At 58.0% G+C, this 21,738-nt stretch carries 19 protein-coding genes; 6 read left to right on the top strand and 13 right to left on the bottom strand.

From position 1 onward, the window contains the following. The first annotated feature begins 47 nt into the window (after positions 1–47). Both ACR0CZ_RS19275 and ACR0CZ_RS19270 read left to right on the top strand, forming a co-directional pair. Positions 48–1,430 carry a M17 family metallopeptidase gene (locus tag ACR0CZ_RS19275; protein WP_170399495.1) on the top strand — a complete coding sequence of 461 codons (1,383 nt, stop codon included), beginning with the start codon at positions 48–50 and terminating at the stop codon, positions 1,428–1,430. Continuing rightward, positions 1,427–2,164, top strand: coding sequence for an NlpC/P60 family protein (locus tag ACR0CZ_RS19270; protein ID WP_170399257.1), 738 nt, complete (start codon positions 1,427–1,429; stop codon positions 2,162–2,164). The genes ACR0CZ_RS19275 and ACR0CZ_RS19270 overlap by 4 nt, the downstream gene beginning before the upstream one ends. On the opposite strand, the gene ACR0CZ_RS19265 is transcribed toward ACR0CZ_RS19270, so the two are convergent. The 10 genes from ACR0CZ_RS19265 to ACR0CZ_RS19220 form a co-directional block, all read right to left on the bottom strand. Next, positions 2,161–2,511 (bottom strand): DUF2794 domain-containing protein, encoded by a 351-nt coding sequence (locus ACR0CZ_RS19265; RefSeq protein ID WP_170399260.1) that lies wholly within the window; start codon positions 2,509–2,511, stop codon positions 2,161–2,163. The genes ACR0CZ_RS19270 and ACR0CZ_RS19265 overlap by 4 nt on opposite strands. 78 nt (positions 2,512–2,589) lie before the next feature. Then, a complete protein-coding gene (locus ACR0CZ_RS19260) occupies positions 2,590–4,254 on the bottom strand; it encodes an ABC transporter permease (RefSeq protein WP_170466711.1) in 1,665 nt (554 codons plus the stop codon). Positions 4,255–4,360: 106 nt separating this feature from the next. Further along, positions 4,361–5,578, bottom strand: a complete 1,218-nt coding sequence (locus ACR0CZ_RS19255) for an acyl-CoA synthetase family protein (protein WP_170399266.1) — start codon at positions 5,576–5,578, stop codon at positions 4,361–4,363. Positions 5,579–5,597: 19 nt separating this feature from the next. Then, on the bottom strand, positions 5,598–6,431 hold the full coding sequence (locus ACR0CZ_RS19250; RefSeq protein ID WP_170399269.1) for an ABC transporter ATP-binding protein: 834 nt from the start codon (positions 6,429–6,431) through the stop codon (positions 5,598–5,600). Positions 6,432–6,503: 72 nt separating this feature from the next. Continuing rightward, on the bottom strand, positions 6,504–7,787 hold the full coding sequence (locus tag ACR0CZ_RS19245; protein WP_170399273.1) for an ABC transporter substrate-binding protein: 1,284 nt from the start codon (positions 7,785–7,787) through the stop codon (positions 6,504–6,506). A 73-nt stretch (positions 7,788–7,860) separates the two neighbouring features. Further along, positions 7,861–8,937, bottom strand: coding sequence for a branched-chain amino acid ABC transporter permease (locus tag ACR0CZ_RS19240; protein WP_170399276.1), 1,077 nt, complete (start codon positions 8,935–8,937; stop codon positions 7,861–7,863). A 3-nt stretch (positions 8,938–8,940) separates the two neighbouring features. Beyond that, positions 8,941–9,198 carry a hypothetical protein gene (locus ACR0CZ_RS19235; protein ID WP_170408766.1) on the bottom strand — a complete coding sequence of 86 codons (258 nt, stop codon included), beginning with the start codon at positions 9,196–9,198 and terminating at the stop codon, positions 8,941–8,943. A 3-nt stretch (positions 9,199–9,201) separates the two neighbouring features. Further along, positions 9,202–10,188 carry a branched-chain amino acid ABC transporter permease gene (locus ACR0CZ_RS19230; RefSeq protein WP_170399282.1) on the bottom strand — a complete coding sequence of 329 codons (987 nt, stop codon included), beginning with the start codon at positions 10,186–10,188 and terminating at the stop codon, positions 9,202–9,204. A gap of 29 nt (positions 10,189–10,217) precedes the next feature. Beyond that, complete coding sequence (locus tag ACR0CZ_RS19225; protein ID WP_170399285.1) at positions 10,218–11,036, bottom strand: ABC transporter ATP-binding protein; 819 nt, start codon at positions 11,034–11,036, stop codon at positions 10,218–10,220. Between the two features lie 75 nt (positions 11,037–11,111). Further along, positions 11,112–13,055: an AMP-binding protein gene (locus tag ACR0CZ_RS19220; RefSeq protein WP_170399498.1), complete on the bottom strand. Its 1,944-nt coding sequence runs from the start codon at positions 13,053–13,055 to the stop codon at positions 11,112–11,114. 189 nt (positions 13,056–13,244) lie between these two features. On the opposite strand from ACR0CZ_RS19220, the gene ACR0CZ_RS19215 reads away from it, so the two are divergent. Beyond that, a complete protein-coding gene (locus ACR0CZ_RS19215; RefSeq protein WP_170399288.1) occupies positions 13,245–13,754 on the top strand; it encodes an LCCL domain-containing protein in 510 nt (169 codons plus the stop codon). A gap of 15 nt (positions 13,755–13,769) precedes the next feature. Here ACR0CZ_RS19215 and mutT read toward each other — a convergent pair whose 3' ends face one another. Genes mutT through ACR0CZ_RS19200 form a run of 3 tightly spaced genes read right to left on the bottom strand, consistent with a single transcriptional unit; the run spans position 13,770 to position 16,244 of the window. Further along, on the bottom strand, positions 13,770–14,168 hold the full coding sequence (mutT, locus tag ACR0CZ_RS19210) for an 8-oxo-dGTP diphosphatase MutT (protein ID WP_170399291.1): 399 nt from the start codon (positions 14,166–14,168) through the stop codon (positions 13,770–13,772). Next, the gene (gene argJ, locus ACR0CZ_RS19205) at positions 14,165–15,391 is read right to left on the bottom strand and encodes a bifunctional glutamate N-acetyltransferase/amino-acid acetyltransferase ArgJ (protein WP_170399294.1); all 1,227 of its coding nucleotides are present in this window, start codon (positions 15,389–15,391) and stop codon (positions 14,165–14,167) included. The genes mutT and argJ overlap by 4 nt, the downstream gene beginning before the upstream one ends. Positions 15,392–15,395: 4 nt before the next feature. Further along, positions 15,396–16,244 (bottom strand): peptidylprolyl isomerase, encoded by an 849-nt coding sequence (locus ACR0CZ_RS19200; protein WP_170399297.1) that lies wholly within the window; start codon positions 16,242–16,244, stop codon positions 15,396–15,398. Positions 16,245–16,420: 176 nt separating this feature from the next. On the opposite strand from ACR0CZ_RS19200, the gene secA reads away from it, so the two are divergent. The 3 genes from secA (at position 16,421) to ACR0CZ_RS19185 (ending at position 21,738) form a co-directional block, all read left to right on the top strand. Further along, positions 16,421–19,138 carry a preprotein translocase subunit SecA gene (gene secA / locus ACR0CZ_RS19195; protein WP_170399300.1) on the top strand — a complete coding sequence of 906 codons (2,718 nt, stop codon included), beginning with the start codon at positions 16,421–16,423 and terminating at the stop codon, positions 19,136–19,138. 100 nt (positions 19,139–19,238) lie between these two features. Then, positions 19,239–20,156, top strand: coding sequence for a hypothetical protein (locus ACR0CZ_RS19190; protein ID WP_480503936.1), 918 nt, complete (start codon positions 19,239–19,241; stop codon positions 20,154–20,156). 25 nt (positions 20,157–20,181) lie between these two features. After that, a complete protein-coding gene (locus tag ACR0CZ_RS19185) occupies positions 20,182–21,738 on the top strand; it encodes a phosphate ABC transporter substrate-binding/OmpA family protein (protein ID WP_170399302.1) in 1,557 nt (518 codons plus the stop codon).

Here is a 21,738-nt window from a genome sequence, read left to right as displayed (position 1 = left end):
GCCGCAGACAGATAGTCTGGGCGAAAATCCAACCAGCCGAGACACGCATGACCCTGTCCTTCGCCCCTGCCTCCGACCCATCGCTGCCACTACATGTGTTAGAGCAATCAGATTTTGAAAGCTGGCTGACCGATCAGCCGGATCATATCCGAGCTTGGGTTGCGGCCGATGGGTTTTCCGGAGCTCTGGGTCAAACACTTCTGGTGCCCGGCACAGATGGTAATCCGCAGTTTGCCTTGGCGGGATATGGCAGCGCGGCAAAACGGGTACGCAAGCGGTTTCCGCTAGCCGCTGCGACAGAATCGCTGCCCAAGGGCACCTATCATATCGCCTCGGGCGTTCCCGCAGATGTGCTTGAGGCCGAATGCCTGGGCTGGCTGATGACGGGATATGCCTTTGATCGCTATGCGGCGCAAAGCCCGGCTAACGCCACGCTGATCGCGCCCGAGGGCGTAGATGCCCGGCGGATCGAAATCATGGCCAATGCCGAGGCATTGACACGGGATCTGGTCAACACACCCGCTTCGGACATGGGCCCGGCGCAATTACAACACGCGGTTGAGGCACTGGCACGGGAACACGGCGCAGACATCTCGGTCATCACAGGCGATGCGTTGCTGGAACAGAATTTTCCGATGATCCACGCGGTCGGGCGTGCTGCCGAACAGGCCCCGCGTCTGATCGAGATGAACTGGGGTGACCACGGGCCAAAACTAACATTAGTTGGGAAAGGGGTCTGTTTCGATACCGGCGGCCTGAATCTGAAACCCGGTGCTTCGATGGGGTTGATGAAAAAAGATATGGGCGGAGCGGCCAATGTGCTGGGTCTGGCCCGTATGATCATGGCGCTGGATCTGAAGGTGCAATTACGGGTCCTGATCCCGGCGGTCGAAAACGCAGTAGCGGGCAATGCTTTCCGCCCCGGCGACATCCTGACGGCGCGCAATGGGCTAACGGTTGAGATAAACAACACTGATGCCGAGGGTCGGTTGGTGCTGGCCGATGCCCTTGCTCTGGCGCATGAAGGGGCACCAAACCTGCTCATCTCGATGGCCACTTTGACTGGCGCGGCCCGGGTTGCATTGGGCGCTGATCTGGCCCCGTTTTATACCGATGACGACAAAGCCGCGGACGTGCTGGCGCATGCTGGCCGGGCTGCCGCTGATCCGGTCTGGCGTATGCCTTTTCATGACCCCTATGAAGCGATGATCGAACCCGGCATCGCTAACCTCGACAATGCGCCTTCTGGTGGATTTGCAGGCTCTATCACCGCGGCACTGTTCCTGCGCCGGTTCGCTGCCGAAAGTCGCTATATGCATTTTGACATCTATTCGTGGCAACGCAGTAAGGAACCCGGTCGCAGCAAGGGTGGTTTGGGCCAAGGCCCGCGTGCCCTTCTGGGTGCTTTGCCAGAGATCCTTGGCCTATGACTCAGGCGCACATCATTCAACCGGTCATAGACCTGCTACGCCACCCTGACGGTCCGCGCGACCGGCAATTGTTGTTCGGCGACACGGTCACTGTTTTGGACGACCAAAACGGCTGGAGCAAGATCTCAGCCAGCAAGGACGGCTATACCGGATGGGTGGCGACGGACCATCTGGGACCAATTGAGCCACAGACTCACTGGATCGTCGCCGCTTCGACCCATGCCTATGAGAAGCCCGATATAAAAAGCCGCGATCTGACCTCGCTGAGCTTTGGCAGTAAAATCAGGGCTCTGTCTGAGGAGGGCGGATTTCTGGAAACGCCAATCGGGTTCATTCCGGGGGTGCATGCCGTGCCCGCCTATTCCCTGCTGACCGATCCCGTTTCCGCGGCCGAACTTTTTCTCGGCACCCCTTATCTTTGGGGTGGTAACAGTCGATTCGGGCTGGATTGCTCGGGCCTCGTACAGCTCGCACTGCTCGCCTGCGGCGTTCCTTGTCCCGGAGACAGCGGCGATCAGGAACGCGAAGTTGGTGGATCGGTGCCCGAGGGCGATCCCGCACGGCGCGGAGACTTGCTGTTCTGGAAAGGCCATGTTGCCTGGGTTGCCGCCGAAAACCTTCTACTTCACGCCAACGCCTATCACATGGCCGTTGCGCTCGAACCGATGGATCAGGCGATTGCCCGGATCGCCGCCCAGGGTGACGGGCCGGTTACAGCGCATAAAAGGCTCTAATCTAGGTCAACGGCCCGGATAAGCTTGCGTTCCAGAACCCTCAGAACCGCGCGCAGATCGTGCCCGCGCTTCAAAATACGCCCATCCATGCCGACCACGGAATACATGCCCTGACGTAGCCGCAGGCGCGGGTGCTTCTCGACCCTGTAGATGGGATGTTCCGCCGTGCGCCGAAAAATCGAAAATACCGCCATATCCCGCAGGTTCGAGATTCCGTAGTCGCGCCATTCACCGGCAGCGACCATTCGGCCATAAACAGACAGGATTTGAGACATCTCACGCCGGTCAAACGCGACCGGCATCTGGGCAGAGCCGGACCCGAACCGGCTGGGAGGCTGCATGTTCATATGACAAGCCTTGCCGGAAATCGCCGTCGAATCAAGCCCACTGGCATCAAGGTGTTGTATTTTTGGATCGCCCGCCCGCTATCTGCGCCCAACCTGACGGCAAATCAGGATCACCGGCAACAACCCAACCGCCAGAATAACCAGCGACGGAACCGCTGCACCTTCAAGCCTCTCATCCGAGGCCAGACGATAGGCCTGCACTGCTAGCGTGTCGAAGTTAAAAGGCCGCATGATCAGGGTCGCGGGCAGCTCTTTCATCACATCCACAAAGACAATCAGCAGTGCCGTTAGCAGCGAAGGCGTAAGGATCGGCAGATGCACCCGTCGCAGCGTTCCTAACGGGGTTTGACCCAGTGACCGCGCCGCGGCATCCATATTGGCGTGAACGGTACTCTGCCCACCCTCATACGCGCTGAGCGCGGCGGCCAGAAAGCGTACCATATAGGCCGCGATCAACAACCAGATAGATCCCGTGACCAACAGTCCGGTCGAGATACCAAAGGTTTGGCGCATCCACGCATCCAGTGCGTTGTCGAATCCCGCAAAGGGGACGATCAGCCCCACGGCAATCACGCCACCCGGCACCGCATAGCCCAACCGCGCCACATAAGCCGCCATTGCGGCCCCGCGTCCGGGGCGCAGGCGTTGGAAGAATCCTATCGAAATCGCCGCGCTGACGGTGATAACCGCCGCAGTCCCCGCCAGTGTCAGCGAGTTCTGTATGAACCCGATATATCGGCGCGACAGCAGGTTCTGCTCGGATTCCAACCCCATCTGCACCAGGATAACCACAGGCAGAAGGAATCCGAACAGGACGGGAATTGCGCATAGCAGAAATGCCGCAAGTGATTGCCATCCCTTGAGTTGCGCCGCTGGCAGACCTGCGTGGCGCTTGCCTGCCTGATAATATTTGGCTTTGCCGCGCTGTGTCCGCTCGGCCACGGCCATGACAAGCGCAAAACCCAGCAGACAAAGGGCGAGTTGCGCCGCAGCAGCGCGATCAGCCATGGAAAACCAGCTTGTGTAGATGCCAGTGGCAAAAGTCTGCACACCGAAATAGGCGACTGTGCCGAAATCGGCGATGGTTTCCATCACCGCCAGCAAGACGCCCCCTGCAATCGCCGGGCGTGCCATCGGCAGGGATACGCGCCAAAAGGCATGCCAGGGGCCGTTGCCCAGCGCCCGGGCCGCCAGAAAGGCCGTGGCGCTTTGCTGCAGAAATGCCGCGCGCGCCAGCAAATAGACATAGGGATACAACACCAGAATCAACATCACCGCCGCGCCCTCGGTCGAGCGAATCTCGGGGAACCAATAGTCGCGCGGGCCCCAGCCGGTCACATCCCGCAGCGTGGTCTGAACGATTCCGGGGTGATCCAGAATGAAGGTATAGGCATAGGCCAGCACATAAGCCGGAAAGGCCAGCGGCAGGACCAGAGCGATTTCCAGCCACCGCACTCCGGGAAAGCGGGTCATCGTGACCAGCCAGGCAGCGCCGACACCAATCGAAAACGTCCCTGCTGCGACCAGCACCACCAGGATCACCGTGGTCAGCACATAGCCAGGCAAAACAGTCTCTAACAAATGGGAAATTGTGTCGGTGCCACCGGTCACCGCCGCTAGAACAACCGCCACCATTGGCAACAGACAAGCGGCCGCCACGACATAGGCAATGCCGCCCACAAAGCGTGTACCTAAGGCGCCGCGATTATGCGTTCCGTGTTCTGAATATTCGACTTCGGCCATGGCGTCTGACTGAGAATCCCGTAGGGTCTGCCTTTAATCGACTAAAACTCTAAGAAACACCAGTGGGCGGACTAACAAAAACTGCGGCAATGTTCGCCGCAGATGCCTATTCATAAACGCGCTGATCCTCGATCACCAAGCCATCTTTTGGTAATGAGCCCGGCGCCACTACCTCGATCGCGCCTTTCAGCTTCAGCACCTCGACCACCGATTTTGCATAGGCACCATCGTTCTCGCAGGGGCTTTCGATCTGAACGGTCATGGTATCCATCTCGCCCTGTCGCGCCGCAATGACACGCGCCTTGACGATTTCATCATGCTTGTCGACCAGCGCGGCCACCTGTTCGGGGCGGACGAACATGCCCTTGATCTTGGTGGTCTGATCGGCGCGACCCATCCAGCCTTTGATACGCATATTTGTGCGCCCGCACGTAGACTCTCCGGGCATGATCGCCGACAGATCACCGGTGGCAAAACGGATCAACGGGTAATCGGGGTTCAGCGTGGTCACAACCACCTCACCTACTTCACCAGGTGCAACCGGGGTTCCTGTGCCGGGGGTGACGATCTCAACAATCACGTGTTCGTCGATGATCATACCCTCCATCGCAGGGCTTTCATAAGCTATGTTGCCCAGATCAGCGGTCGCGTAGCATTGCAGGCAGACGATGCCCCGATCGGCGTAATCTTGTCGTAGGCTAGGAAACAGCGCCCCGCCACCCACAACGGCCTTGGAAAATTTCAGCGCGACGCCCATGGCTTCGGCTTTATCCAGAATGACTTTCAGATAGTCAGGCGTACCTGCATATGCGGTGCAACCCACATCGCGCGCAGCTGTCACCTGCAACTCGGTCTGACCTGTACCTGCAGGCAGGACCGACGCGCCAACGGCCTGCGCGCCGCTTTCAAAGATCATGCCCGCGGGGGTGAGGTGATAGCCAAAACAGTTCTGAACGATATCGCCTGGACCAACCCCAGCAGCATTCAGGAACCGGCCCATGCGCCACCAGTCGTGATCAGTGCTGCCGGGCTCGTAAATCGGACCCGGAGATTGAAAGACATGCTGGAAATTCTGCGCTGGTTTGACGGTGAACCCTCCAAACGGAGGTCGGGTGCCCTGCGCCTTTGTCAGATCGGATTTTCGCAGAACCGGCAGTTGTGCCAGCGCCTGCATGTCTGTCACTGTGCCGGCGTCCACGTTGGACAGGATGCCGGCATATCCGGGCGCTTTTTGCGCGCGGGCAATCTGTTCTGGCAAGGCGCGCGCGTGATCAGCGGTGCGCTCGTCAGCGGATCGGGTTTCAAGCTTATCAAAATAGGTCATTGAAATATCCTCCACCCGCTTACAGCCATCTCTTGCGGCGGCGGTATGAGCGCACGTCTCGAAAGCTCTTGCGGCCTTCGTCAGACATGCCGAGATAAAATTCCTTTACGTCCGGGTTTTCGCGCAATTCAGCGGCGGGGCCGTCCATCACCACGCGGCCAGATTCCAGAATATAACCGTAATGAGCAAACCTTAGAGCCACATTTGTGTTCTGCTCGGCCAGCAGGAAGGACACGCCTTCCTTCTCGTTCAGGTCCCTTACGATGCCAAAAATCTCTTCGACAAGTTGCGGAGCCAGACCCATTGAGGGTTCATCAAGAAGGATGGTCTCGGGGCGCGACATCAGAGCCCTGCCCATCGCAACCATCTGCTGCTCACCTCCCGAAGTATAACCGGCCTGACTACGACGGCGTTCCTTCAAGCGTGGGAAGTAATTGTAAACCAATTCAAGGTCCTGCTGGATCGCGGCAGACCCGTCCTTCCGGGTATAGGCACCGGTCAGCAGATTTTCCTCGACTGTGAGGTGTTCGAAACAGTGGCGGCCTTCCATGACTTGAATGACGCCCTTCTCCACCAAGGCAGCCGGGTCGCTTTCATGCACGCCCTCGCCGCGATATTTAATCGAGCCTTTGGTGACCTCGCCCCGTTCCGAATGCAGCAAGTTCGACACGGCCTTCAATGTGGTTGTCTTGCCCGCACCATTGCCACCCAGTAGGGCTGTGATGCCGCCCTTGGGCACAGTCAGGCTGACGCCTTTCAGAACAAGGATCACATGGTTGTAGATCACCTCGATATTGTTGACCTCAAGCAGGGTTTCCGCCTGCACGTCAGTGGTTTGTGCCGCATCCAACATCAGCGCGTGTCCTTGTGCGAGTGTGGGGTTCGGGGCGGCAGCGATCCGCCGCCCCGTTTGGTTCAGAGCACCTTATTCGCAGCGCTGAGAAATATTGTTCTCAGCAGCATATGCGCCCGAGTCTTCGTCGATCAGTGCGTTGATGACCTCAGCGTCAGTCGGTTCGAAGCCCTGAATCGAGTTCCAGGTACCCGCCGCTGCATCCCACTGAACAACGCCGACAAGGCCGGGGCCGCCGTGGTTTTCGCATGAGACCGCGAATTCAGGTCCGAAACCGGCCATACCCAGCGCTTCCATCTTGGCGTTGGTGATCTCCAGCGCCTCCATGCCATCGCGCATCATCGATGCGTCGATTTCGGCAGTGCCGTGCATCTCTTGCGCGGTTTTCACTGCTTCTGCGGCCAGCATCGCAGCATAGAGGCCGCGGTTGTACTGCACTGTACCCAGTTGATCACCGGCGCCTGCAGCTTTGCCCGCGTCGACGACATATTTCTTCAGGTCGTCATAGACAGGATAGTCGTCGCCCAGACCGGTGAAGGTCAGCGCTTTGTAGCCGGTGGCCTTATCACCCGCAGGCTCAACATCAAACTCGGCCCCGGACCACCAGACACCGATGAAGTTCTCCATTGGGAAGCGGATATTGGCAGCTTCTTGCACGGCGACCTGGTTCATCACGCCCCAGCCCCACATGATCACATAGTCGGGCTTTTCCCGGCGGATTTGCAGCCACTGCGACTTCTGCTCCTGACCGGGGTGGTCGACGGGCAGCAGGGTCAGGTCATAGCCATGTTTTTCAGCCAGTGTTTCCAGCGTACGGATCGGTTCCTTGCCATAGGCCGAGTTGTGATAGACCAGCGCGACCTTCTTGCCGCTCAAGTCGCCACCGTTTTCGTCCAGCAGATAGTTGATCGCGCCCGACGCCCCGTTCCAGTAGTTGGCAGGATAGTTGAACACGTTGCTGAACACCTTACCGTTCGCCGCCGAGGTGCGGCCATAACCCATTGTGTGCAGCGGAATGCCGTCTGCGGTCACTTTAGGGATCAACTGATAGGTGATGCCGGTGGACAGGGGCTGATAGACCAAAGCACCTTCGCCCTTGGTCGATTCATAACATTCCACGCCTTTTTCCGTGTTATATCCGGTCTCGCATTCGATCACGTTGGCCGCAACACCGCCGATACCGCCATCGCGTTCGTTCAGAAGTGTGAAGTAGTCGGCATATCCGTCCGCAAATGGGATACCGCCGGCCGCATAAGGCCCGGTCCGGTAACTGAGCGACGGGAATACGAGGTCGGCCATGACCGGACCTGCGGCCATCACGGCGCCCAGCGCCAGGGTTGCCAGTTTCTTTTTCATCGGGTGTCTCCTCCCTTGATTGATCCGATGTTGGGTTTCGGGTTTCACACCCGTCTTTTCGTTGGGCCGGTCCTTAGTGCGGGAACGGCCAGAGTCTGAGTTTCTCTTTCGCCACACGCCAAAGCTGCGCCAGACCGTGCGGTTCGAGGATCAGGAACATGATGATCAGAGCACCGACGATGACGAGGTTCAGGTGCGCCACGATATCTGTGGGCCAGCCCAGCAGATCGACGCCAAGCAGTTTCAAAACGACTGGCAGCAGCACGAGGAAGGCGGCACCGGCAAAGGATCCAAAAATAGACCCTAATCCGCCGATAATCACCATGAACAGCACCAGGAACGATTTTTGAATGCCGAACACTTCTCCAACCTCGACCGCGCCCAGATAGACCGCAAAGAACAGCGCCCCGGCGATGCCCACAAAGAACGAACTGACGGCAAAAGCTGTCAGCTTGGCCTTGAGCGGGTTCACCCCGATGATCTCGGCAGCGATGTCCATGTCGCGGATTGCCATCCAGGTACGACCAGTGGTGCCGCGGGTCAAGTTACGCGCGATGATCGCGCAGACGGTCAGGAAGATCAGGCAGAACAGATAAGTCGCCCATGCCGGAGCATTCGGGCCGGTGATGATGATCCCAAATACGTCGCGTTCCGGTGCATTGATCTGACCCGAAGCCGAATAGTTGTAGAACCACGGCACCCGGTTGAACAGCCACACCAGAAAGAACTGCGCCGCCAGCGTCGCCACCGCCAGATAGAACCCCTTGATCCGCAAGGAGGGCAAGCCGAACAACACGCCCACGATGGCCGTGATCCCGCCTGCCAGCAGCACATGAATGAACATGCTGACATCCGGAAACGCTGTCATCAGTTTGTAGCAGGCATAAGCCCCCACCGCCATGAACCCGCCGGTGCCCAGCGAAACCTGTCCGCAATAGCCCACCAGAATGTTCAGCCCGATCGCCGCAATCGCATAGATCAGGAATGGCAGCAGCAGCGCGTTGGCCCAATAATCGTTGATGATGAACGGAATTATTCCGAACGCCACCGCCAGAACGACATAGTACCGATACCGGTCAAACTTGATCGGGAAAGTCTGGCTGTCGGCGATATATGAGGTTTTGAAATCCCCGGCCTCACGATAGAACATATCTTACTTACCCCATTCTTCCTGTGCCCGATTGCGGGCAGCGGCGTCCAGTTGATTGGACCCTTTGGCATATCCGGTGGCCTCGGAAGCGCGCACCAGTTTCATGTAAGCCAGGATGCCCATGACCAGCCCGGCAAAGGCCAGAATTACAGCGATCACAAGCTGGCCCTCGGTCAGATCGCTCGATGTCAGGGCGATGTAGCCGAAAGCCCAAAACCCCGCCCATGCGATCACGTTGATGATGGCAATCAGCTTGGTCACGCCCTACACCCTCTCGATGATCTTCTCGCCGAACAGGCCCTGAGGTCGGAACACGAGGAATATCAGCGCCAATACATAGGCAAACCAGTTCTCAGTCGCACCGCCAACCATTGGGCCGATGGCGAACTCGAACAGCTTCTCGCCCACACCGATGATCAGGCCACCGACGATGGCTCCGGGGATTGAGGTGAACCCGCCTAGCATCAGCACCGGCAGCGCCTTCAGCGCGATCAGCGACAGCGAGAACTGAACGCCCGATTTGGTGCCCCACATGATGCCCGCGACCAGCGCCACAAACCCGGCGACCGACCAGACCATGATCCAGATGAAGTTCAGCGAAATCCCGACCGATAGCGCCGCCTGATGGTCATCCGCCACCGCACGCATCGCGCGGCCCTGCTTGGTGTACTGGCTGAACGCGACCAGAGCCACCACCAGAAGCGCTGCGATGATCGTGGCCACGATGTCCAGATTGTCGATGAAGAAACCGTAGTCGAAGATGTTAAAAGTCGTCTCGTCAATCCACAGGTTGATACCCTGCGGCAGACCCACATCCAGCGTCTTGATCTCGGACCCCCACATCAGGTCGGCGACGCCCTCAAGGAAATAGGCCAGACCGATGGTCGCCATGAACAGGATGATCGGCTCTTGCCCGACCAGATGGCGCATGACAAACCGTTGCACACACCAGGCCAGCAACACCATCACGGCCATGGTCAGGATAATCGCCAGCAAAGCGGGCACATTCCAACCAAAATTATAGACATGCGTGCCGAAAGTCGCGTTGATCAGATGCGCAAAAGGTACCTGCCCATTCATGATTCCGACCAGCGTCATCGCCGCAAACAGGGCCATAACCCCCTGGGCATAATTGAAAATCCCCGACGCCTTGTAGATCAAAACAAAGCCCAGTGCGACCAGCGCATACAGCACCCCAGCCATCAGACCGTTGAGGATGACCTCCATCGCGAAGATTAATTGTTCAGGCATGCCAGCCCCTCCCCAATTCTGCCCGGACCTCAGTCATGGCTGACCCCCAAATAGGCATCAATGACTTCTTGGTTGTTGCGCACCTCATCCGGGGTGCCGTCACCAATCTTTTTGCCGTAATCCATCACAACCACACGGTCGCTCAGATCCATTACCACGCCCATATCGTGCTCGATCAGCGCAATCGTGGTGCCAAACTCGTCATTCACGTCGAGGATAAAGCGGCTCATGTCCTCTTTCTCTTCGACGTTCATCCCGGCCATCGGCTCATCCAGCAGCAGCAGTTTCGGTTCCGCCGCCAGCGCGCGCGCCAGTTCGACGCGTTTCTTCAACCCGTAAGGCAGGCGGGACACCGGCGTTTTGCGGATGTGCTGAATCTCAAGGAAATCAATGATCTTCTCGACCGCCTCGCGGTTCTCGGTCTCTTCTGCCTCGGCCTTGCCCTTCCACAGCGCTTGCTGAAGAATATTGGTCTTCATAAAACCCAAACGCCCGGTCATCACGTTATCCAACACGCTCATGCCTTCGAACAGAGCGATGTTTTGAAACGTCCGCGCGATCCCCTGCTGCGCCACCTCAAACGGCCGCATCGGAGGGCGCTTGGAGCCGTGAAACCAGACCTCACCTTCTTGCGGGACATAGAACCCCGAGATCACATTCAACATCGAGGATTTGCCCGCGCCGTTTGGCCCGATGATCGCACGGATCTCACCCTCACGGATGTCGAACGAGATATCCTTGATCGCCACCACGCCGCCAAAGCGCAGGGTGATGTTCTTCATCTCCATCACCACACCGCCGATCTTGCGGCCGTCTTCGGTGACATATCCTTCGGAGTTATCCAGCATCAGAACCTCCCTGACACAAAAACGGGACGGCGGGCGGGGCGATGACCGCAGGTCGAGCGGCGCGCTTCAGCCCACTCATTCCGCCGCCACCTTGTGCTGCGCGACCGGAACCACTGGCGCATCGACAATTTCCAACGTCGCAGAAATCGATCCCTTACGACCATCTTCATAGGTCACTTCAGTCGTGGTCGAAACGCTCGACGACCCGTCATACAACGCCGCAATAATGTCGCTGAATTTGTCCTCGACAAACCCACGCCGCACCTTGCGGGTCCGAGTCATCTCGCCATCATCGGCATCCAGTTCCTTGTGCAGAACCACAAAGCGATGCACCTGACAGCCCGATAGCATTTCATCCGCCGCGACCGACTTGTTTACCTCTTCAACGTGGCTCCGAATCGTCTCTAACACACGAGGATGTCCCGCAAGTTCCTGATAGGACGCGTAGGCCACGTTGTTGCGTTCCGCCCAGTTTCCGACCGCCGTCAGGTCGATATTGATGAAAGCGACGCATCGATCCTTGCCATTCCCGAACAGCACGACTTCAAGAATATCGGGATAGAATTTCAGCTTGTTCTCGACATATTTCGGCGCAAACATCGAACCATCAGCCATCTTGCCCACGTCTTTGGCACGATCAATGATCCGCAGATGGCCTGAATTCTCCTCGATGAACCCGGCATCCCCCGTCGCCACCCAACCTTCGGCATCCTTGGTCGAAGCCGTCGAATCCGGGTTGTTGTAATACTCGACGAACACGCCGGGTGAGCGGTAATGAATCTCGCCCTTATCATCGATCTTCAGCTCGACATCCGGCGCCGGAACACCAACCGTATCCGCCCGAACCTCGCCATCCGGCTGCACGGTGATGAACACGGTCGCTTCGGTCTGACCGTAAAGCTGCTTCAGGTTGATGCCCAAAGAGCGGTAGAAATCAAAGATTTCCGGCCCAATCGCTTCACCCGCCGTATAGCCCACACGGAACCGGCCATAGCCAAGCGTATCCTTGAGTGGCCCATAGACCAGCAGATTGCCCAACGCATATTTCAACTTGTCGCCAAAGCCCACCGGCTTGCCGTCCAGCAGCAATCCACCAACCCTCTTGGCATGGGCCATGAAATAATGGAACATGCGCTGCTTCAGCTTGCCCGCATCCTCCATCCGGATCATCACATTGGTCAGCTGGGTCTCGAACACGCGCGGTGGAGCAAAGAAATAGGTCGGCCCGATCTCGCGCAGGTCGGTCATCATCGTATCGGCGCTTTCGGGGCAGTTCACACAGAACCCGCACCAGTAGGCCTGACCGATGGAGAATATGAAATCGCCAACCCAAGCCATCGGCAGGTAAGACAGGATGTCTTCGTTCCGGGTAAGATGATCGAATTCCGCCGAGTTCTTAGCGCTTTCGATAACATTCCGGTTCGACAGCACCACGCCTTTGGGCTTGCCCGTGGTGCCTGAGGTATAGAGCATCACGCAGGTATCGTCATAGGTGATTGCCGCAATGCGCTTATCCAGTTCCGCATCAAACCGCGCGTGACCCGCGCTGCCCTCGGCCATGATGTCCTCAAGCGCGTTCATCTGCGAGTGGTCATACTTCCGCATCCCGCGCTTGTCGGTATAGAGTATGTGTTTGACTTGATGCAGGTTTTCCTGAATCTCGATGACTTTGTCGACCTGCTCCTGATCACCGCAGACGACATATTTCGCGCCGCAATGCTCCAGCACATAGGCCATCTCTTCGGCGACCGAATCCTGATACAGAGGCACCGGCACCGCGCCTACCATCTGAGCGGCAACCATCGACCAGTAATGGGCGGGACGGTTCCGACCAATCACAGCAATATGGTCACCCTTTTCAACGCCAAGTTCTAGAAACCCAAGCGCGATGGCACGGATTTCTTTGGCGGCTTCCGCCCAGGTCCAGCATTGCCAGATCCCGAATTCCTTTTCCCGATAGGCCGGGGCATCCCCGAACTGGGTCACATTGCGGTGTAATAGCGCCGGAAGAGAGTCCATCCCTTCAGCGCCCGACTGCGTCTGAGCCAATCTTTCTCTCCTCCCCATCCGACCCCTCCCCGGGCCGAAAATGGCGGGTTCGGGATGGTGCCCGAACGCCAATGCCCCGATAAGGGACGTCGTAACGATCAGCGTCAAGTTTTGCCTGATGTTTTCTCAATTCTTACGAATTGTAACAGGGGCTGAGGAATGAAGTTCCGAGTTGTACAAGATGTAAAAATCGTTGAACTGGATAAACCAGCGCTGCCAAAAGCGAATACAACCGCCGCATTTTTTTGGGCAACGCGTGAGTTCGTGATAGAATTGATAATGCATAGAGCTCAGCAGATCATATTTGTGGCCATCGCGGTTTTTGTGATCGCTGGTAGCGGGAGTGGACCGATTTCAGCCGATGAGCTAAAGGATTGCCCCGGCCATATTGGTGAACTTGACTTACCCATTGAGTGCATGTGCACAAAAGAGGCGCAACGGATACGGCCGTTCAATGTACAGGGATGCGAAGTGTACGCTTGGTGGAGCAACATTTGTATGGCCGCGGTGCATGCGGGAATTGCTACGCGTGAGGGCGGGCCAGTCCGGATCGAACAAAGGGAACCTCAAGCAGAATACGTCGGTTGCCTTCGTAACGATATGTTCAGCAATGACATGCACCACAGTGATTTGCCAAGCTTTGTCGTTTTGCCAGTTGAGTCAGATTAGAGTCTTTTTAAGGGCTTATAGCCAATCCCTCAGAACCGGGATCAACGGCACATCTGCCGCAGGCATCGGGTAGTTCCTCAGATCATTCGCACGCACCCATTTCAGCGCCTGACCTTCTTTCGACTGCGGAATCCCCTCCCATTTGCGGCAGGCAAATAGCGGCATAAGCAGATGGAAATCGTCATAGCTGTGGCTGGCAAAGGTCAGCGGGGCGAGGCACGAGGCCCAGGTGTCGATGCCCAGTTCCTCGTGCAACTCGCGGATCAGGGCGGCCTCGGGGGTTTCTCCGGGTTCGATCTTGCCGCCGGGGAATTCCCAGAGACCGGCCATGGATTTGCCTTCGGGGCGTTGGGCCAGTAGGACGCGGCCCTCGATGTCGATCAGAGCGACAGCAGACACCAATACTGTCTTCACGAGCGATAATCCGCGTTGATCTCGATATATCCGTGGGTCAGATCGCAGGTCCAGACGGTGGAAGCGCCCTGACCCAGTCCCAGATCGACTGCGATCACCAAATCCTGACCTTTCATATAGGCCGCAGCGTCTTCCTCGCGGTAGTCGGGGCTGACCCAGCCTTTTTCAGCCACAAGGATGTCTCCGAACGATATGCTCAAAAGGTCGCGGTCTGCAGCAGCACCGGATTTGCCGATGGCCATGACGATGCGGCCCCAATTCGGGTCCTCGCCCGCGATGGCGGTTTTGACCAGCGGGGAGTTGGCGATAGCCAGCCCGTGGGTTTTGGCATCAGCATCCGTGGCGGCGCCGGTCACACGAATTTCGACGAATTTCGTGGCCCCTTCGCCGTCGCGGACCACTTGCTGCGCAAGGTCCAACATCACTGTTTCCAGCGCTTGCGCGAAAGCGGCATTGCCGGTGGCATCGACGCCCGATGCCCCGGTGGCGCAAAGCAAGAGGCTGTCGGATGTCGAGGTATCGCTATCCACAGTGATGCAGTTGAAGGTCCGGTCGGTCTGCGCGCCCAGCATCGCCTGCAGCGCTGTCTGCTCGATCTGAGCGTCGGTGAAGATATAAACCAGCATCGTCGCCATATCGGGCGCGATCATGCCGGAACCCTTCGCTATCCCCGCAATAGAGACTGTTTGGCCGCCAATATCGACCTGCGCCGACGACCCCTTCGGGAAGGTGTCGGTGGTCATGATCGCGCGCGCCGCGTCCTCGATCGCGTGACGGCTGAGGCCCGCCTTCAACGCCTCAAGCTGTGCAACGATGCGGTCATGGGGCAGCGGCTCGCCGATGACACCGGTCGACGAGGTAAAAACCCGATCTACCTCAACACCGGTAGCTTTGGAGACGGCTTGCGTCACCTCGGCCACTGAGGTCTGCCCGTAATGGCCGGTAAACGCATTGGCGTTGCCCGAATTCACAAGGATCGCTGCAGGCCCGTCGCCGGGCCCGCCGATCTTGTCCTGACAATCCAGAACGGGGGCCGCACGGGTGGCCGAGCGGGTGAACACTCCGGCCACCGAGGTGCCCGGATCAAGAACGGCCAGCATCACATCGGTGCGGCCTTGATATCGGACACCAGCCTCGACAGTGGCGAAGCGCACACCGTCGATCGCGGGCAATTCGGGGAAGGCCGCCGGGGCCAGCGGTGAAACCTTGGTTATCGTGGCCACGGGGTTACTCCTGCAGCAGCTCCAGCTGGCGCATGACCTCGGGGCCGGCGCCCTCGAGCGCGGGACGCTCGATCTGCGCTTGCTGCGTCAACTCGTCAATCTTGGCCTGAATTGCTTCTTGCCGAATGGTCTGAGCCAATTCATCGCGCACGACCGCCAATTCGGGGGCCTCGGTCTTGCGCTTGTCGTTCAGCGTGACCACGTGCCAACCAAACTGGGTTTGCACCGGATCCGAGACCTGACCCTTTTCAAGGCCAAGCACGGCACCTTCAAACTCGGGCACCATCTGGCCTTTGCCGAACCAGCCCAGCGCACCGCCATTGGGGCCAGAGGGTCCTGTGGATTTTTCTTTCGCTAGCTCAGCGAAATCTGCGCCTTCTTCAAGTTGGGCTTTGACAGCTTTGGCTTCGTCCTCGGATTCGACCAGAATGTGGCTGGCATTGAACTCGTCTTCGCCCTGAAACTCGGCGAATTGCGTGTCATAGGCGGCCTGTATGGCCTCATCAGTGACACTGGCGGCTGTCAGCGCTTCGACGGTTTGTACGGCGCGCAGGGACCGGGTTTCGTTTTCCAGTCGAAGGGCGTTTAGTGTATTCAGCTCTTCCTGTTCAAGGCTCAGCAGGTGCTGCTGGACCAGTTGCTCGAGGATGAAATCATATAGCACCTCATCTTCAAGCTGCTGATACTGCGCCGGCAGCGCCGAGGCGGTGGCGATGACGTGACCCAATGTGATCTCGTCGCCGTTCACGCGGGCAACCACGGTGTTGGCATCCGGTGCGTCCTGGGCGGCCAGCGGCAACGCCATCACGGCAGCAAGCGCAAGCGATGGCAGAAAAGTGAGGCCTTTGGGCATGGAATTATCCTATTTCTTTGCCGCGACAGGGCGCAGCGTTGACACTGTGGAACCTGCCCCTTACATCGCTTTGAAGCCTTGGACAGGGCCGCCTTTCACCCCCCGTATCTAGGGGCTGCGCGCAAGGTGGGCAAGCCTGTCGCAACCAAGAAAAAAACAGATCCGCTGGAGTGAACATGCTGGGACTCGGAACGCTCGCCAAAAAGGTGTTCGGAACACCGAACGACCGCAAGATCAAGGCGGCCCGCCCGCTGGTCGAAAAGATCAATGCGCTGGAGCCGGAGTTCGAGATCCTGACCGACGATGGCCTGATCGAGAAAACCGCTGAGCTGCGCAAACGAGCGCTGGACGGTGAAAAGCTGGATGACTTGCTGCCGGAAGCATTTGCCAATGTCCGCGAAGGGGCCAAGCGCGCCCTGGGTCTTCGGGCCTTTGATGTGCAGTTGATGGGTGGTTTGTTCCTGCACCAGGGCAATATCTCGGAAATGAAAACGGGTGAGGGCAAAACCCTGGTCGCCACCTTCCCCGCCTATCTGAATGCTCTGACCGGCAAGGGCGTGCATGTGGTCACGGTGAACGAATACCTGGCCAAGCGCGACTCGGAATGGATGGGCAAGGTGTTTGCGTCCGTTGGCATGACGACCGGTGTGATCTGGTCGGGCCAACCGGATGCCGAGAAGATGGCGGCGTACAAGTGTGACATCACCTATGCCACAAATAATGAGTTGGGTTTTGACTATCTGCGCGACAACATGAAGGCCGATCTGGAACAGGTCTATCAGAAGCACCACAATTTCGCGATCGTCGACGAAGTCGACTCGATCCTGATTGATGAGGCGCGGACGCCGCTGATCATCTCGGGGCCGGCACAAGACCGATCGGACCTTTATACTGCCATCGATACCGTGATCCCGACGCTGCAGGACGATCATTACTCGCTCGATGAAAAAAGCCGCAGCGTGACGTTCACCGATGAAGGCAACGAGTTTTTGGAGCAGCAACTGCTTTCAGCGGGTCTGCTGCCCGAGGGGCATTCGCTGTACGACCCCGAAAGCACCACTGTAGTGCATCACGTCAATCAGGGCCTGCGCGCGCATAAACTGTTCCAACGTGACAAGGACTATATCGTTCGGGATGGCAATGTGGTGCTAATCGACGAATTCACCGGTCGGATGATGCCGGGCCGCCGCTTGTCGGAGGGTCTGCACCAAGCCATCGAAGCCAAGGAAGGCGTACAGATTCAGCCCGAGAATGTGACTCTGGCCAGCGTGACATTCCAGAACTATTTCCGCCTCTATGACAAGCTGTCCGGCATGACCGGCACTGCGCTGACCGAGGCGGAAGAATTTCAGGAAATCTATGGTCTGGGTGTGGTCGAGGTTCCGACCAACAAACCAATCGCGCGTGAGGACAAAGACGACCAGGTCTATCGCACGACAGCCGAAAAGTACGGTGCCATTATTGAACAGGTCAAAAAGGCCGGTGAAAAAGGTCAGCCGGTTCTTGTCGGTACCACGTCGATCGAAAAGTCCGAAGTGATCAGCCAGATGCTGGACAAAGAGGGAATCGAGCACAACGTTCTGAACGCCCGCCAGCATGAACAGGAAGCGCAGATAGTGGCCGATGCAGGCCGTCTTGGCGCGGTGACCATCGCCACCAACATGGCGGGCCGCGGCACCGATATTCAGCTGGGCGGCAATGTCGAGATGAAGGTGCTGCAGGCGCTGGCCGAAAACCCCGAGGCTGACCCGGCCGAGTTGCGTGCGGCAGAAGAAGCCAAGCACGCGGAAGAAAAGGAAAAGGTGCTGCAGGCCGGTGGTCTTTACGTAATGGCGTCCGAACGTCATGAAAGCCGCCGGATCGACAACCAGCTGCGCGGGCGTTCGGGACGCCAGGGTGACCCGGGCCGCACCGTGTTCTACCTGAGCCTGGAAGATGACCTGATGCGCATCTTCGGTTCGGAACGTCTGGACAAGGTCCTGACCACGCTGGGCATGAAAGAGGGCGAGGCAATCATTCACCCCTGGGTGAACAAATCGCTGGAACGGGCGCAATCCAAGGTCGAAGGTCGCAACTTTGACATGCGCAAAAACGTTCTGAAATTCGACGACGTGATGAACGATCAGCGGAAAGTCGTGTTCAGCCAGCGGCGTGAAATCATGTCAGCAGATGATCTGTCGGATGTCGTGTCCGATATGCGTGAGCAGGTGATCGACGATATGATCGACGAATTCATGCCGCCAAAATCATATGCAGATCAATGGGATACAGAAGGTCTGCACGAAGCGGTCAAAGAGAAGCTGACCATCGATGCGCCGGTTCAGGACTGGGCCGCCGAGGAAGGCGTAGATGACGAGCAAATCCGCGAACGTCTGATCAAGGCCGCCGATGAAATGATGGCGCAGAAGGCCGTGGCGTTTGGCCCGGAAAACATGCGCAACATCGAAAAGCAGGTTCTGCTGCAGACTATCGATGGCAAATGGCGCGAACATCTTTTGACGCTGGAACATCTGCGCTCGGTCGTGGGTTTCCGTGGCTATGCACAGCGCGATCCGCTGAACGAGTACAAGAACGAAAGCTTCCAGCTGTTCGAAGGGATGCTTGATTCCTTGCGCGAAACCGTCACTCAGCAATTGTCGCGCGTGCGCCCGCTGAGCGAAGAAGAACAGAAGGAAATGCTCGCGCAGATGGCAGCGCAACAGGCACAGGCGCAGAAAGCTGTGGATCAAGCTGCCGGGAATGCCGAGGCGATCGCCGAAGCCGAAGCGTCTGGTGACAGTCGTCCGGGTTTTGTCGAGGATGATCCTTCGACTTGGGGTAACCCGTCACGCAATGATCCTTGCCCTTGTGGCTCGGGGAAAAAATTCAAACATTGCCACGGCAGGTTGACTTAACGTCACCTGTTTTCCACCACAATGAGTCCGCCTCACGGCCACATATTGGCCTTGATTGGGAAGCAAATTGCGACTCGCTCCTTCAACTGGGGAGGGTGTCTTGTTTGTCATTAAGAACTACGTGACCACGGGCGGAACCGTTGCCTGCGCTCTGGCCATTGGATATTTGATGCAAAGCGGATCGGCGCAGCAACCCAATGCTGAGCCGAGCGGCGAACGCGTCGCTTCGATCTCGGAGCAGGACTCGGACCTGACCGGACTGGAAAGCGTTGTCCTGACCTCTTCTTCCCCGACAGAAGCGCGTCCCAAGGATCTATCTCAATCCACGCGCCCGGCGCAAGAAACCAGCCGTTTGCCTTCGAATTGCGATATGAGCGCGCGCGCCATGGCTGTGCCCGGCGCCAACGTACGGCTGCGGGTCAAGGCCCCCTGCCACGCCAATGAGATCATTGAGGTTCATCACAACGGGCTGGTTTTCAGCACCGAGACCGATGCGCTTGGCGGCTTGAACCTGACCATCCCGGCGCTGTCGGAATACGCTATTTTCCTGATCTCGCTGCCGGATGAGAAAGGCACCGTTGCGACGACGCATGTGCCCGAGATCAACAGCTTCAACCGGGTTGCCTTGCAGTGGCAGGGCGAAACCGATCTGCAGCTTCATGCGCTGGAATTCGGCGCAGGTTACGGGGAAGAAGGCCACGTGTGGTCCGGGTCCCAGACCGGCGGCGCGGGCTCGGTGATCCATCTGGGTCAGGGTGGTTCGGACGTCGCGCGCAATATCGAGGTTTATTCATACCCCATCGAGACCGCAACCGAGGCCGGAAGTATCACTCTGTCGGTTGAAACTGAGGTCACCGAAGCAAATTGCGGCAAGCCCCTAAGCGTGCAATCGTTGGAATGGCGCGCGGAACGGCTACGCTCACGCGACCTGTCGCTGGATATGCCCGGTTGTGAGGCAGCTGGCGATTTTCTGGTGTTGAATAATCTGTTCTCAGACCTGACAATCGCTGCCAAATAAGCAGCAGGCAAATCTACGGTTTCCAATGAACATTCTTCGTGCGGCGTTCGCCGCGCTTTTTGCCTTATCCTTGGCACAAAGCGTATTCGCGCAGGACATCACTTTGACCTCGCATGACGGCAAGGTAGAAGTGGTCGGCACCCTTCTTGGTTACGACGGTGAATTCTACCGTGTCGATACGCAATTCGGAGAGCTGACGGTCGATGGATCGGGGGTCACCTGCGACGGCCCAGCCTGCCCCAACCTGACGGATTTTGTGGCCGAAGTTCGTTTCTCTGGCTCATCAGTGATCGCCGAGACACTGCTGCCCGCCCTTGCACAGGGCTTTGCCATCGAGGAAGGGTTAACCCTGTCACAGCCCGAGGGCACCGGAGACCTGCGGATCTACGCTCTGAATCACCCTGATCGGCAGGCGCCTTTGGCGAGGTTCATATTTCGTGCAACGGATACGGCTGACGGCTTTATCGATCTAGTTGATAACACCACAGATGTCGTGTTGGCGCAGCGGGAAATTCGATCAGACGAACTGGAGTTGACCAAAGCCGCTGGGCTCGGAGATCTGACGCAAACCCGCCGGTCGCGCGTCTTGGCTCTGGATGCAATCGTGCCAATCGTGTCGGCCGACAATCCCGTGCGCCAGATATCGCTTGCTGATCTGGTGAAGGTTTTCACCGCCGAGGTCGCAAATTGGGGCGATCTCGGTGGGCCTGATGCGCCGATCTCTCTGCATCTGCCAAAGGTCGGCTCCGGGCTGGATCAGGCGGTCGAGGATTTGCTGTTAGCACCTGCCAACGCACATATGACCGCTCAGATCACGCGCCACGATCGAAACAGCAATCTGGTGCGCACGGTCTCGAACGACCCGTTCGCGCTCGGCGTCGCCAGTCTTGCCGAGGCCGGGACTGTGCGCGCCCTGCCTCTGACCGGTGGGTGCGGACATGCCCTGTCGGCAACACGGCAATCGGTCAAGACCGAAGATTATCCGCTGACCTCACCCATGTTTTTCTATTTGCCACAAAGACGATTGCCCAAAGTCGCGCGACAGTTTTTGGCCTATACCCAAAGCAGCGCCGCACAGATGGTCATCCGGCAAGCCGGATTTGTCGATCAATCCCTTGAAACAATCCAGGTTGGGCTGCAAGGCGATCGGCTGGCCAATGCGATCAGCACCGGTGGAGCTGAGGTCGGGTTGCAAGAGTTGCAGCGCATGATCGAAACCCTCCGTCCACTTTCGCGGCTATCTTTGTCCTTTCGGTTCGAACCGGGGTCTTCGCGACCCGATGCTCAGTCCCGGTCAAACATCTTGAACCTTGCGCAAGCTTTGGAAAGCGGAACGTTGGAGGCGCGTCAATTGATCTTTGTTGGGTTTAGTGACGGCGAGGGCGCGGCGGTCGCCAATTCACGTATTGCCCTGCAGCGAGCCAAAACCGTCCGAAACGCAGTGCTGGCATCGGTCGAAACCAGCCTCCCCGACAGCATCGAAATCAGTGTCGAGGGCTTTGGCGAGGCCATGCCGATGGCCTGCGACGACACCGAATGGGGCCGCAAGGTGAATCGTCGGGTCGAAGTTTGGATCCGATAA

It is taken from the genome of Ruegeria sp. H9 (assembly GCF_056532915.1).
The sequence above is the reverse complement of the archived record's forward strand: the minus strand, read 5'-3'. Positions and strand labels throughout refer to the sequence as shown.